We start from the raw sequence: 13,090 nt of genomic DNA, 5'->3' as shown, positions 1-13,090 counted from the left end.
GCAGCAATTGAAGAATGATAATAAGCTTTTGATAGTATTTAATATTAATAGGAAAAGGATTTGCTCTGAGAGTAAGTCCTTTTTTTTAAAAGTATACTAACTAGGGAGTATTTATAGGGATAAAATTATCAATTAAGGATGAAAAGAAATATAACAGAGGGGCTTTAAAAAGGTAGTTATACGATACTTGCTTTTACGTTCATAGTCTCTAATTATAAAAAACTAACAAAAAAATTGTTTCATTAAAAAAGAAATATACTTTTGTAGCTGAAAAACAGCCCCATATTTATATGGGGTTTATTTGTTTAACAAATAAAAATGAGATGAAAAAAGGATTATTAGTATTATTTGTATTATTGGCCACTTTGGCTGTAAAAGCACAAGGAGTTTATGTTGGTGGATCTTTTAGTATTTGGCGTGCAAGTACTGAAAACTCTACATCCTTCATGATCGCTCCGGAAATTGGTTACAACTTTAATGAAAAATGGGCATTGGGAGCTGAGTTAGGTTATTCACACGATTATTTGAAGGGAGCATATATTAATTCACTGTCTGTTGCTCCTTATATTCGTTGGTCATACTACCAGAATGATATTGTGCGTTTGTTCTTAGATGGAACTGCTGCAATCGGTTTTAATAAAGTAAAAGACAGCGATACTACTAAATTTGGTCAGATTGGTTTAAGACCAGGTATTGCCGTTAAACTGAATGATCATTTTTCTTTTATTGCTAAATATGGTTTTTAGGTTATCAGAAAAATGTGCATTCTAATGGAGATGCTTTTGGACTTCAACTCACTAGTGAAGATCTTTCCATCGGTTTCCATTACGAGTTCTAAACTATAAATAAATAATAAAGATAGGAAAGGGAGTTCTCCAAAATGGGGAATTCCCTTTTTTATGTATAAACTCTATAATTAATAGCCATATTAACGAAAAAGTTGTTTAATACAGGTTTCAAAAATACATTTGTATTGTTTAGTAGTCAGGCAATGGCCTTAGTATTAATTTAAAACTTTAAAATTATGAAAAAGAGTGTTTTATTTATTTTATTTGCACTGATTTCAGTAGCAGGTTTTTCACAGATTACAGGATGGAATGCCAAAGTAGGAATGAACTTTAGTAATTATACCGGTGATCTTGATTTGAATGCCAAAGTTGGTTTTAAACTTGGAGGAGGTTTTGAATATGCTTTCAATGATACATGGTCATTGCAACCTTCTTTATTCTTAAGCAGTAAGGGTGCAAAGAAAGATGGAAATAGTATTAATGCTATGTATTTGGAATTACCAGTGATGGCTGCGGCTCGTTTCAATATAGCAGACAATATTAATTTTGTTGTGAATGCTGGACCTTATCTTGCTTGCGGTATTGCTGGTAAAACGAAACAAGATTTAGGAAATGATACCGAACATAAGGTTAATACTTTGGAGATGATATGCTGAAACGTTTTGATGCGGGGCTAGGTGTAGGGGTTGCTTTTGAATTTGGCCGTATAATAGCAGGATTGGATGGGCAATTCGGTTTGGTAGATGTACAGAAACATGGCAATCCCAAGAATATAAACTTCTCTATTGTAGTGGGCTATAAGTTTTGATAAATAATTGGAGGTTTACAAGAAAAGCCGTTATGATAAATCAATCATAACGGCTTTTTAGTTTATATCTAATTTTTATATTTCTCAGTCAACTAACTTTTTCAACTTTTTGAAATGCCTAATAACTGCTAGATAATCCTGATCTAAACAAGCATCGAATCTGTTCCATAAATCTCCTAATATAGCAGCACCACCAAACCCAAAATCCTTTATTTCTAATAGATTATCAGCGTTGATTCCTCCCAATGCTATCACTTTGGAATCAATCACTTTTGCTTTCTGTGCTTCGCGTAGTTCTTCTGCTGTATAGGTGGAATAGTAATTCACTTTGGAAATACTATCATAAATGGGACTCATAAACACATAATCGTAAAAATGTTTTTTATTTTTCACTTCTTCTACAGAATGACATGAGCAACTGACGTGACCAGCATAATCATGTGGTTCACTCGGGTTACGGGCATTTAAGTGAATTCCCATTAGATTATATTCTTCTTTGAGATAAAAATGTTCATGTGTAACGATGCGTCGATGATATTTCTCAGGAATAAGTGTCAATAAGCGTTCTGAATACATAGCCGGAGTTTCCGGTTTTCTAAGATGTAGAATATCCAGTCCCTCTTCAAAAAGAGCGGTAATAATCTTATCTTCTTCAACGAAGAAAGTGGGGGGAGTAACTACAATTAATTTCATTTCTTTTGTTAAACTGTAAAGTTTAGCAAAGTTAGTGATTAGGTACTTCAGAAACCAACGTTTATAGTGAAAATATGTTAGTTTGTAATGTCCGCAGATCAATTGTCCATAATTTACCTGACAAAGTATCACCAAATCCACAAATTAATTTCAAAACTTCGGTTGCTTCAATACTTCCCACTACAGCAGGTGTAATTCCTACGACACCTTTGAAAGGAGAAGGCATACGTTTCATTTCTTCCTCATCAGGATATAGGTCGCGATAGCTTTTCCTGTTCTCTCCATAGTTAAAAACAGAAACTTGTCCTTCAAATCCGCATATTGCTCCATAAACATACGTTTTCCCTAAAGTGATACACGTATCATTCATTAGATAACGAGTAGTAAAATTATCACAACCATCTACTATTATATCATAGTTTTTAATGAGTTCAAGTGCATTATTGGTACTAAGTTGTGTAGGATAAGGGTGGAGGCAAATTTCACTATTGAGAGAAGAGAGTCTTTCTGCGGCACAAACTGCTTTGGGACGGTCGATATCAGCTTCGGTATACAATATCTGACGTTGTAAATTGTTGATACTTACTTTATCATCATCTATCAGCCCGATAGTACCAACGCCTGCTCCAGCTAAATAGAGAGAGATGGGAGAGCCTAACCCTCCCACGCCTACGATGAGGACTTTTGCTTTTTTTAGTTTGGCTTGACCTGCTTCTCTAATTTCAGGAAGCATGACTTGTCTGCTGTATCGCATAAATAATAATATTTTATATTCTTAATAGCTATGAGATTTTAGAAATCCTCCCTTTGGAGAATTGGTCGAAACTCTGGTCCCAGTCTTTCCAAACCGGTTCGCGTCCGAGTGTTTTTAAGTCACGTTCCACTTCTACTGCTTTTCGTTCATCACTTACGTGGAATTGCTCCAATGTCTGAGGATAGCTGTAATACCCTCCCGGTTCGGTTTTACTTTCTGCACTCATGGTTGTTACTCCCAAAGTTGCCATATGGTTACGAAATTCTGCACTTTCGCGGGTTGAATAGGAGATATCTACATCATGGTCAAAAATGCGCATGGCAAAAGTAAGCTGTGCCAATTCCCGGTCATTCACAACGACGTTAGGCTGGAACCCTCCATTCTCAGATGGACGCATACGTGGAAAATTAACACTGTATTTTGTTTTCCAGTAGTGCTTTTGTAAATAGCGGAGATGATAAGCCATCATAGTAACATCTGTCCGCCATTCTTCCAAACCGATCAAGACTCCCATACCGATTTTATGGATACCTGCCTGTCCCATCCGGTCAAAACCATTGACGCGCCATTCGAATTTGGACTTCATACCTCTTGGGTGATAAATCTTATAATTAGCTTTGTTATAAGTCTCTTGGAAACAAATAACACCATTCAAACCATGATGTGTCAGTTCCTCGTATTCTTCAGCTTTTAGAGGCATTACTTCAATTTGCAGATTGCTGAAGTAAGGTTTTGCCAAATCTAATGCACGAGCAATATACGGAACTCCCGCTGCGGCTGGATTTTCTCCTGTAACGAGCAATAAGTTTTCAAAAGGAGCTAGCTTCTTGATAGCTTTATATTCATTGACAATTTCTTCTTCGGTCAATATGGTTCTTTTCATCGGATTACTGATGTGGAAACCACAATAAACACATGAATTAGTGCATGAATTGGTAATATAGAGCGGTACAAACATAGAGATGGTTTTACCAAACCGTTCCATAGTATATTTTTGGCTAAGACGTGCCATAACTTCCAGGTAAGGAGCAGCAGCAGGAGAAATCAGTGCCATAAAGTCATTGACATCCAGATGCTCCTTTTTACTTAGTGCACGACGTACATCAACATCGGTTTTGGAATAGATGGCTTTTGTCGTCTCTTCCCAGGATATTTTTTCTAATTCGTCTGAGAACATAATAAAATATAGAATTAAAATTTAAATATGAAGAAATTAGGATTATTTCCTGTTCTTCTTTAAATCACGCGACAATCGCATAGCACAAAAGTTAGGACCACACATCGTACAATACTCTCCATCTATGTGATGTCCTGCACGAAAATAAGCTTGTGCACGTTCCGAGTCAAGAGACAAGTCGAATTGATCCTTCCAACGAAATTCGTAACGAGCTTTACTTAGTGCATTGTCCCTTACTTGTGCACCCGGGTGACCTTTTGCTAAATCTGCTGCATGGGCTGCGATTTTGTAAGTGATTACACCTATGCGAACATCTTCTTTGTCCGGTAGGGCAAGATGTTCTTTGGGAGTGACATAACACAGCATGGCAGTACCTAACCAGCCAATTTGTGCAGCTCCAATAGCTGAGGTAATATGATCATATCCCGGTGCTATGTCGGTTACCAATGGACCGAGGGTATAGAAAGGTGCATCGTGGCATTTCTCAATCTGGCGTTCCATGTTTTCTTTGATTTTGTGCATAGGTACATGACCGGGGCCTTCGATAAAGGCTTGTACATTCTTTTCCCATGCACGAAGAACCAATTCTCCCATGGTGTCTAATTCTGCAAATTGAGCTTCATCGTTAGCGTCGTGAATAGAACCCGGACGTAATCCGTCACCCAATGATACTGCGACGTCATATTGTGCCAGAATATCGCAGATATCATCAAAGTGTTCATACAAGAAACTTTCACAGTCGTGTTCCAAACACCATTTACTCATGATACTTCCTCCACGACTGACAATGCCACACAAACGTTTGTCAGCAAGATGGACGTTATGACGGCGGATACCAGCATGAATGGTGAAATAATCTACTCCTTGTTCGCATTGTTCTATTAAAGTATCTCTGTATATTTCCCAGGTTAGGTCTTCTACAACACCATTTACTTTTTCCAATGCTTGGTAAATAGGTACAGTGCCTACCGGAACAGGACAGTTACGGATAATCCATTCACGTGTTTCATGAATATTCTCACCGGTAGAGAGGTCCATCAATGTATCACCTCCCCATTTGCAGCTCCATAGTGCTTTTTCTACTTCTTCGTCAATGCTGGAAGTAGTAGCGGAGTTTCCGATATTTGTATTGATTTTCACCAAGAAGTTGCGACCGATAATCATAGGTTCCGCTTCCGGGTGATTGATGTTGGCTGGAAGTACGGCACGTCCTTCTGCTATCTCCTTGCGGACGAATTCAGGCGTAATATGAGTCTCAATACCCAGTTCCTCACAATTCATATTTTCGCGGATAGCTACGTATTCCATTTCAGGAGTAATAATTCCCCGTTTGGCATATGCCATCTGAGTGATTGCTTCTCCTTGTTTTGCACGATAAGGCAGGGTGATATGCTCAAAACGTAAATGATCAAGACTGGAATCATCACGTCTCATCTGTCCATACTCTGATGTAATTTCAGAAAGCTGTTCTACATCACCTCGTCCGACGATCCATTCTTCCCGCATACGCGGCAAGCCTTTTTTCAGATCAATACTCATATCCGGATCGCTGAACGGTCCACTAGTGTCGTATATATATATTTCCGGATTGGGCGTTACAATCTTTTCTTCTCCTTCGAAACTGGTGCTGGGAACTTGTTCTACTTTCCGCATAGCTACACGGATATTCGGATAAAGCTTACCGGGTAGATATACTTTATGAGAGCGAGGAAATTTTATTCTTTGTTCCATATATAATGTTTTTCAGTTGAGTAATAAATATCAATTGAAGTATTCATTTTACTTATTCAAGAATGCAGTTAAGGGTGAACTAGCTTCTGCTACAAAGTTAGCTGCTTGTAATCCTAAACCAGCTTCGTATGCTTGCCGTCCGGCTTCAGTTGCGGCCTTGAATGCTTTTGCCATTTCTGCCGGATTTCCGGCTACCGCTATTGCAGTATTTACTAAAACGGCAGATGCACCTAGTTCCATTGCTTCTGCTGCATGACTTGGTGCACCAATACCCGCATCTACAACTACAGGAATGCCAGCTTGCTCAATAATAATTTGCAGGAATTCTTTAGTTTGTAATCCCTTATTGGTACCGATAGGAGCTCCGAGAGGCATTACGGTGGCTGCACCAGCTTCTTCCAGACGTTTGCATAGTACAGGATCTGCTTGGCAATAAGGAAGTACAATAAAACCAAGTTTCACCAATTGTTCTGTTGCTTTCAGAGTCTCCATAGAATCGGGGAGTAGATAACGCGGATCGGGGTGAATTTCGAGTTTCAGCCAATTTGTTCCAAATGCTTCTCGTGCCAGTTGTGCGGCAAATACTGCTTCCTCTGCATCGCGTACACCGGAAGTATTAGGCAACAATTGGATATTAGGATGAATGATATGTTTCAGCATATCATCCTCTTTGTTGTCCATGTCGATACGTTTCATTGCTACGGTTACCATCTCTGTGCCTGAGGCTAGAATGGCTTGTTCCATTACTTCATTGGAGTTGAATTTTCCTGTTCCCAGGAAAAGGCGGGAATTGAACTCACGTCCCGCAATTACTAACTTTTCCATATTATGGTAATTTTGAATGATGAATTTTCTAAATGATGGATTACTCTTTGTTTCCTGTATGATGGAGTGAACAAAGAAATTAATAACAGTCCAGAATCCTCTTAGTCTCTGCCACTGGATTTTCTGCTCGTAAAATACTACCTGAAAGGGCTATTCCGTTTACACCGGTTCGGAGTATATCAGGAATGTCCTCATAGGTGATTCCTCCTATTGCAACTACCGGCAGTTCTATATTAGCCTCTCTCATTTGTGAAATGATAGAAGAATAACCTTCTAATCCCAAAACAGGACTTAAATTCTTTTTAGTGGTAGTAAATCGGAAAGGGCCAATACCAAGATAATCGGCTCCAGCATGGTAATGTTGTAAGACGTCTTCAAATGTATTAGCAGTACCACCAATGATGAATGCTTCACCAAGAATTTGTCGGGCTTGGTCGATAGGCATGTCTTTCTTGCCCAGATGAACACCATCTACTTCTAGCTTTTTAGCTAATTCGACATGATCGTCTAACAATAAGATAGCATTGTGTTCTTTGCAAAGTGGCTTTAATTGGAGTGCAACGGCTTCAACTTCTTGAAGAGGAGTATCTTTCATACGTAGCTGGATCCACTTACATCCTCCTTCGAGTGCCATGCATGCCGATTCAAAATAAGAATATACATCGGTCTGATGAGTGATAAATTGTAGACTGACCATTTGGTTACCCTCCGCAGGCTGCTTTAATAATTACCAGATTATCACTCTCTTGGAGTGAAAAACATTCCCATTCAGTACGGGGGATCATCTTGTTGTTAATGGCAACAGCAATTCCTTGGGACGGAAGTTCCAATTTCGTAATCAGTTGTGTAAGAGTAGAAGCTGAATCAATTTCTACCTCTTTGTTGTTTACTTGTACTTTCATTTTCCTATTAATCTAAATAAGTTGAAAGTAAATACAAAGAGCGTGCTTTTATTGAAAGTGATAAGAAGAAACACAATCCCTACGTCAGTGCTAACTGTATCAGGTTATTAGGGTATAATCTCAGCCTTTTGGGCACCCCTTTGTCTTTACGACGACAAAGTAAGTGAAAAAGAAACAGAAAAACATCAAATTAACTGATTTTTTTTCATATTTCTATTAATTTCGGTTTTGTGATGTGATGGGAAAATACTAATCTTGCTCCATTTTTATAATTCTTATCAATCCATATATCATTTTCTAAACGTTGTGTCGTTAGTTTACAGATAGATAATTCAAGACCTGTTCCCTGTACATTTAATATGCAATAAAATAAGTAAAAAGAGATCGCTGTAGAATTTTTCACAGCGACCTCTTAATAGTTTAGTTTTATAAAAAAAAGACTGGCTACATTCTTTTTTCTACCACGTCCCAATCAATGATGTCCCACAGTGCGTTCACATGATCGGCACGACGGTTTTGGTAATCCAAATAATAGGAGTGTTCCCAAACATCAAATCCAAGAAGAGGTTTCAATCCGGCACGTACCGGGTTACTACCGTTGGCTTCTTTGGTAATATGGAGTTTACCGTTCTTGTCTACTGATAACCAAGCCCATCCGGAACCGAATAAGCCAACCGCAGCGGCATTGAATTCTTTCTTGAAGTTATCGAAACTTCCGAAATCACGTTTGATAGCTTCTGCCAATTTTCCTGTTGGTTCCTTCTTCGAAGGTTTAGGAGCAAATTGCAAGAAGTATAAATTGTGATTCAATACCTGTCCGGCATTATTGAAGATGGCTCCATCAGGAGCGGTTGCAACAATCTCTTCAACTGTTTTACCTTCATATTCTGTTCCCGGCACAAGGCTGTTTAGGTTATTTACATACGTTTGTAAGTGCTTACCGTAGTGGAAATCAATAGTTTGCTGACTGATTACAGGTTCCAACGCATTGTTTGCGTATGGAAGTTTAGGCATTTCGTAAGTCATGGTCATAAATATTAAAGACATTAATATAGTATTCATATTGTCCAAATTTTAAATGGATGTTTTATATAGTAATAACAACTCCTAAGATAAAAAAGTTCATTACCTCTTTTCTTTACTTATAAATATTTTGAATACGTTCCGTATCATTGGGGTTATCATAATTAGTACGGCATATCCATTGTCCGGTATTATCATATTCATAATAGGAGTTACCATCAATCCGGTTACCATATTCATCGTATATACAAGTTAGGTATCCATCAGTCTTTTGATTATTACTGGAAATACGTTGATAGACGATCCTGTTCAGGTAACCATATTTATCGTACTCATATATTTCTTTTTGTGAAAGTATCTGAGCAGGAGAGTTGGTAAATTGTAGATTCTGGTGTTGTGATTCCAGCAATCTTCCTTTATCATCATATTTATGGATGGTAGATGTTTGCAGTTCTCCATTTTTATCATATTCTTTCACTTCTGTTAGCAATCCTTGCTTGTTATAGTTACTGGTAACCAATTTCCCATCCGTATATTTAAGCGAATCGCTTTCAATACTTCCATCAGAATTGAAGTGACGTATTCTCCGGTAAAAATCTGTTTGAGTTTTGGGGTCCGTTTTTACTTCAAAAATACAGTGTCCAAGTGGATCGTATAGCATACTGGTTTTTATCTGATTAATGGTTTGACCATTTTTCTCTGTGAGGGATACAATTGATAAGACTTGCCCTTTATCGTTGTACGAGTATGTTGTCGAACGAATGCCGGTACTATCGCTTTCACTTACTTTTGTCAAGCGTCCCTGATTATAATACTTCACACAATTGGGAGTAGAGACGATTGATTGTAAAATAAATCCTTGACGCAATGCATTCGCCTGATCGCGAAATTCCTTATATTTATGTGTTGCAAGGAACTTTTTTAATAGGTTGAGTGATTCGGAACTAGTTAAAGTCGGTTTCAGCAGCTCAAAATCTGCCTTCTCACTAATAAACTCAAGTTCGTCTAAATGAGTTCGTTCGGAAGGCGTCAGATAAGGTGAATCTTTATACTCATCAATGATTTGCCGGATAGCGGTTGCATCTCCTTTCTTTTGAAGTGTATCGATATTCTGAAACAAGAAGTCATCATAGAGTGTGCGAACTTCACTAAGATAAGGACGTGGCCCTTTATCTTGGAAAAACTTTTGCATTGCTGTGTCTTCAAAGAATGCTTTGAAATTATCCGGATTCGGATTACTCTTTACAAGCTGATAGAGCCGTTTGTTTTCTGCTGTATTGACTTGAGAGAGATATTTCCCGTTCGGATATTCTTTGATATAAATTTGATAAGTTTGAAGAGTAGGTGTACTCAACATATTTTCCATCAATGCTAATTCGCGGATACTTTTTATTTTCTCCAGCATGGTAGAGTCCATTGGATAACCGGTAGTACGGATACTGTCCAAAAGTATGCGGCTGAAAGGTATTTTATTTTTCGATACCTCTAAGATGTCGATAATTGATTTATCGGCTCTGTTTCGTATATTAGATAATTCTATATTCTCAGCTTCACAGATTGCAGGAAAGTAAGCCTCGGCTGCTCTTTCATAACGTCCGAAATAGTTGGTAGCAGCTTGTTCACTTTGCTTATTCCATAATTGATTGAGAATATCCATTAAAGACAGAGCATCAGCGTAATATGTCTGCGTCTCATTGTCAAGTTTCTCTCGGCTTTTTTGCCACTTCGCAGTGTCATTATCGTTCAGATGCCTTAGAAGTTTCTCCATACGGCCTTGTTTTTGTGCCATAGCCTGTGGGATGCATGTGGCAAGGCAAAGGCCCCAAATGATTGTGAATAATATATTCTTTTTCATTGCTTTGGGTGTTAGGTTAAAATAGTTAGTGATGAAAATTCACAAAAATATCTTCATTGTCAAATGATTATTATACTTTTGTCCTATTGAAACAATTTAGGACGCTAAGGGTTTGTTAAAAATCCCCATAGTTTTTATAATGCTGTTATGAATATCAATTATATAGAGGAACTAAATGAGAGTCAGTATAATGCAGTGACTTATGATGACGGACCATCATTGGTAATAGCTGGTGCAGGTTCCGGAAAAACGCGTGTATTGACTTATAAAATAGCTTATTTGTTAGAGAAAGAGAATGGTTATAATCCATGGAATATCCTTGCTCTGACTTTTACCAACAAAGCTGCTCGCGAGATGAAAGAGCGTATCGGCCGCCAAGTGGGTATGGAGCGGGCACGTTATTTATGGATGGGGACTTTTCATTCTGTGTTTTCACGTATTCTTCGTGCAGAAGCACAACATATAGGATTTACTTCTCAGTTTACTATTTATGATTCGGCTGATAGTAAAAGTCTGCTTCGTTCTATTATTAAGGAAATGGGGTTGGACGAGAAAACCTATAAACCGGGATCAATACAAGCGCGTATCTCCAATGCTAAAAACCATTTGGTTTCTCCTGCCGGTTATGCAGCAAACAAAGAGGCTTATGAAGGAGATATGGCTGCTAAAATGCCTGCTATTCGTGATATTTATAGTCGTTATTGGGACAGATGCCGTCAGGCAGGAGCAATGGATTTTGATGATTTGCTGTTCTATACTTATATTCTATTTCGTGATTTTCCGGAAGTGTTGGCACGTTATCGCGATCAATTTCGTTATGTTCTTGTAGATGAGTATCAGGATACAAATTTTGCTCAGCACAGTATTGTCCTTCAATTGACTAAAGAGAATCAGCATGTTTGCGTGGTAGGTGACGATGCACAGAGTATCTATTCTTTTCGTGGAGCCGATATTGATAATATTCTATATTTCACGAAAGTATATCCTAACACGAAAGTATTTAAGCTGGAACAAAATTACCGATCTACCCAGACCATTGTTTGTGCAGCAAACAGTTTGATCGAGAAGAATGAACGTCAGATTCGGAAAGAAGTATTTTCGGAGAAAGAGAAGGGCGAACCGATAGGGGTATTCCAAGCTTATAGCGATGTGGAAGAAGGGGATATTGTAGCAAATAAAATAGCAGAATTACGACGAATTAATGATTACGGTTATGCGGATTTCGCCATTTTATATCGTACGAATGCACAAAGCCGTATTTTTGAAGAGGCTCTTCGAAAGCGGAGCATACCTTATAAAATCTATGGTGGGCTTTCGTTTTATCAACGTAAGGAGATAAAAGATGTGATTGCCTATTTTCGTTTAGTGGTCAATCCGAATGATGAAGAGGCGTTCAAGCGCATTATTAATTATCCAGCTCGTGGCATTGGTGATACCACTGTGGGTAAAATCATAACAGCTGCTACGGATAATGGTGTAAGTCTTTGGAATGTTCTTTGCGAGCCGTTGAGTTACGGATTGACAATTAATAAAGGAACTCATACGAAATTGCAAGGATTTCGTGAATTGGTAGAGGGATTTATTGCAGATCAATCAGATAAGAATGCTTATGAGATAGGTACGGATATCATTCGCCAATCGGGTATAATCAATGATGTTTGCCAGGATACTTCACCTGAGAATCTCAGTCGTAAGGAAAACATTGAGGAATTGGTAAATGGTATAAACGATTTCTGTGCTTTGCGTCAGGAAGAAGGAAATCCTAATATCTCTCTGACAGATTTTCTTTCAGAGATAGCTTTGCTTACAGATCAGGATTCGGATAAAGCCGATGATGGAGAAAAGATAACTTTAATGACCGTACATTCTGCCAAAGGATTGGAATTTAAGAATGTTTTTGTAGTTGGTCTAGAAGAGAACTTATTCCCTAGTGGTATGGTAGGAGATTCTCCTCGTGCATTGGAAGAAGAACGCCGTTTGTTTTATGTAGCCATTACTCGTGCGGAAGAGCATTGTTTTTTGTCCTTTGCCAAAACTCGTTTTCGTTATGGAAAGATGGAGTTTGGAAGTCCGAGCCGGTTCTTGCGTGATATTGATATGCATTATCTTCAGTTACCACACGAAGCAGGAGTCAGTTGTTCAGTTGATGAAGGGGCGGGACGTTTCCGACGGGAGATTGATGGGGGATTTACTCGTTCTACTTCATCTAAACGTACACCATTGAGTAATTTCTCTTCAGAACAGGAACAGCGTCCGAAAGAACAAATTATTGCACCTACGGTGCCGAGAAATCTGAAGAAGATAAGTCCTGTAAGTAATGATAATACTTCTGCAACTTCATCAGGCCAGTCTCCTGTACAGGGAATAAGTGCCGGACAGATGATTGAACATGAACGTTTTGGTTTGGGAGAAGTTGTAAAAGTGGAAGGTACGGGTGATAATGCAAAAGCAACTATTCACTTCAAAAATGCAGGTGACAAACAACTATTGCTGCGTTTTGCACGTTTTAAAGTAGTAGATTAAAAATACTCAAA

Annotated in this window: 10 protein-coding genes, 2 pseudogenes and 1 riboswitch; of the genes and pseudogenes, 3 read left to right on the top strand and 9 right to left on the bottom strand. The window is 38.3% G+C overall.

Annotation, left to right across the window (positions count from 1 at the left end):
* Window positions 1–323 precede the first annotated feature (323 nt).
* Both EJF25_RS23660 and EJF25_RS23655 read left to right on the top strand, forming a co-directional pair.
* Window positions 324–838, top strand: a pseudogene (locus EJF25_RS23660) (outer membrane beta-barrel protein).
* A gap of 186 nt (window positions 839–1,024) precedes the next feature.
* Window positions 1,025–1,596 (top strand): annotated as a pseudogene (locus tag EJF25_RS23655) (porin family protein).
* Between the two features lie 84 nt (window positions 1,597–1,680).
* Here EJF25_RS23655 and EJF25_RS23650 read toward each other — a convergent pair.
* The 9 genes from EJF25_RS23650 to EJF25_RS23605 form a co-directional block, all read right to left on the bottom strand.
* Window positions 1,681–2,289: a thiamine phosphate synthase gene (locus EJF25_RS23650; RefSeq protein ID WP_125043163.1), complete on the bottom strand. Its 609-nt coding sequence runs from the start codon at window positions 2,287–2,289 to the stop codon at window positions 1,681–1,683.
* 61 nt (window positions 2,290–2,350) lie between these two features.
* Window positions 2,351–3,043, bottom strand: a complete 693-nt coding sequence (locus EJF25_RS23645) for a HesA/MoeB/ThiF family protein (protein WP_125043161.1) — start codon at window positions 3,041–3,043, stop codon at window positions 2,351–2,353.
* Between the two features lie 28 nt (window positions 3,044–3,071).
* On the bottom strand, window positions 3,072–4,220 hold the full coding sequence (gene thiH, locus EJF25_RS23640; protein WP_125043159.1) for a 2-iminoacetate synthase ThiH: 1,149 nt from the start codon (window positions 4,218–4,220) through the stop codon (window positions 3,072–3,074).
* Between the two features lie 42 nt (window positions 4,221–4,262).
* Complete coding sequence (gene thiC / locus EJF25_RS23635) at window positions 4,263–5,951, bottom strand: phosphomethylpyrimidine synthase ThiC (protein WP_125043157.1); 1,689 nt, start codon at window positions 5,949–5,951, stop codon at window positions 4,263–4,265.
* A 48-nt stretch (window positions 5,952–5,999) separates the two neighbouring features.
* Window positions 6,000–6,776, bottom strand: coding sequence for a thiazole synthase (locus EJF25_RS23630; RefSeq protein WP_125043155.1), 777 nt, complete (start codon window positions 6,774–6,776; stop codon window positions 6,000–6,002).
* A gap of 79 nt (window positions 6,777–6,855) precedes the next feature.
* A complete protein-coding gene (locus EJF25_RS23625; protein ID WP_125043153.1) occupies window positions 6,856–7,473 on the bottom strand; it encodes a thiamine phosphate synthase in 618 nt (205 codons plus the stop codon).
* Window positions 7,474–7,477: 4 nt separating this feature from the next.
* A complete protein-coding gene (gene thiS, locus EJF25_RS23620; protein ID WP_125043151.1) occupies window positions 7,478–7,678 on the bottom strand; it encodes a sulfur carrier protein ThiS in 201 nt (66 codons plus the stop codon).
* A gap of 59 nt (window positions 7,679–7,737) precedes the next feature.
* Window positions 7,738–7,828, bottom strand: a riboswitch (TPP riboswitch).
* Window positions 7,829–8,122: 294 nt separating this feature from the next.
* Window positions 8,123–8,740, bottom strand: coding sequence for a superoxide dismutase (locus tag EJF25_RS23610; protein ID WP_125043147.1), 618 nt, complete (start codon window positions 8,738–8,740; stop codon window positions 8,123–8,125).
* Between the two features lie 76 nt (window positions 8,741–8,816).
* A complete protein-coding gene (locus EJF25_RS23605; protein ID WP_125043145.1) occupies window positions 8,817–10,556 on the bottom strand; it encodes an RHS repeat protein in 1,740 nt (579 codons plus the stop codon).
* Window positions 10,557–10,703: 147 nt separating this feature from the next.
* On the opposite strand from EJF25_RS23605, the gene EJF25_RS23600 reads away from it, so the two are divergent.
* Complete coding sequence (locus tag EJF25_RS23600) at window positions 10,704–13,079, top strand: ATP-dependent helicase (RefSeq protein ID WP_125043143.1); 2,376 nt, start codon at window positions 10,704–10,706, stop codon at window positions 13,077–13,079.
* Window positions 13,080–13,090 lie beyond the last annotated feature (11 nt).

It is taken from the genome of Bacteroides faecalis, assembly GCF_003865075.1.
GTDB lineage: Bacteria > Bacteroidota > Bacteroidia > Bacteroidales > Bacteroidaceae > Bacteroides > Bacteroides faecalis.
Note: the sequence above shows the minus strand (reverse complement) of the source record. Positions and strands in the feature narration are given on the sequence as shown.

What these genes read in the sequence shown, in the direction of transcription:
- EJF25_RS23650 (WP_125043163.1), bottom strand. Translation starts at nt 2,289, where the DNA reads ATGAAATTAATTGTAGTTACTCCCCCCACTTTCTTCGTTGAAGAAGAT.
- EJF25_RS23645 (WP_125043161.1), bottom strand. Translation starts at nt 3,043, where the DNA reads ATGCGATACAGCAGACAAGTCATGCTTCCTGAAATTAGAGAAGCAGGT.
- thiH (WP_125043159.1), bottom strand. Translation starts at nt 4,220, where the DNA reads ATGTTCTCAGACGAATTAGAAAAAATATCCTGGGAAGAGACGACAAAA.
- thiC (WP_125043157.1), bottom strand. Translation starts at nt 5,951, where the DNA reads ATGGAACAAAGAATAAAATTTCCTCGCTCTCATAAAGTATATCTACCC.
- EJF25_RS23630 (WP_125043155.1), bottom strand. Translation starts at nt 6,776, where the DNA reads ATGGAAAAGTTAGTAATTGCGGGACGTGAGTTCAATTCCCGCCTTTTC.
- EJF25_RS23625 (WP_125043153.1), bottom strand. Translation starts at nt 7,473, where the DNA reads ATGGTCAGTCTACAATTTATCACTCATCAGACCGATGTATATTCTTAT.
- thiS (WP_125043151.1), bottom strand. Translation starts at nt 7,678, where the DNA reads ATGAAAGTACAAGTAAACAACAAAGAGGTAGAAATTGATTCAGCTTCT.
- EJF25_RS23610 (WP_125043147.1), bottom strand. Translation starts at nt 8,740, where the DNA reads ATGAATACTATATTAATGTCTTTAATATTTATGACCATGACTTACGAA.
- EJF25_RS23605 (WP_125043145.1), bottom strand. Translation starts at nt 10,556, where the DNA reads ATGAAAAAGAATATATTATTCACAATCATTTGGGGCCTTTGCCTTGCC.
- EJF25_RS23600 (WP_125043143.1), top strand. Translation starts at nt 10,704, where the DNA reads ATGAATATCAATTATATAGAGGAACTAAATGAGAGTCAGTATAATGCA.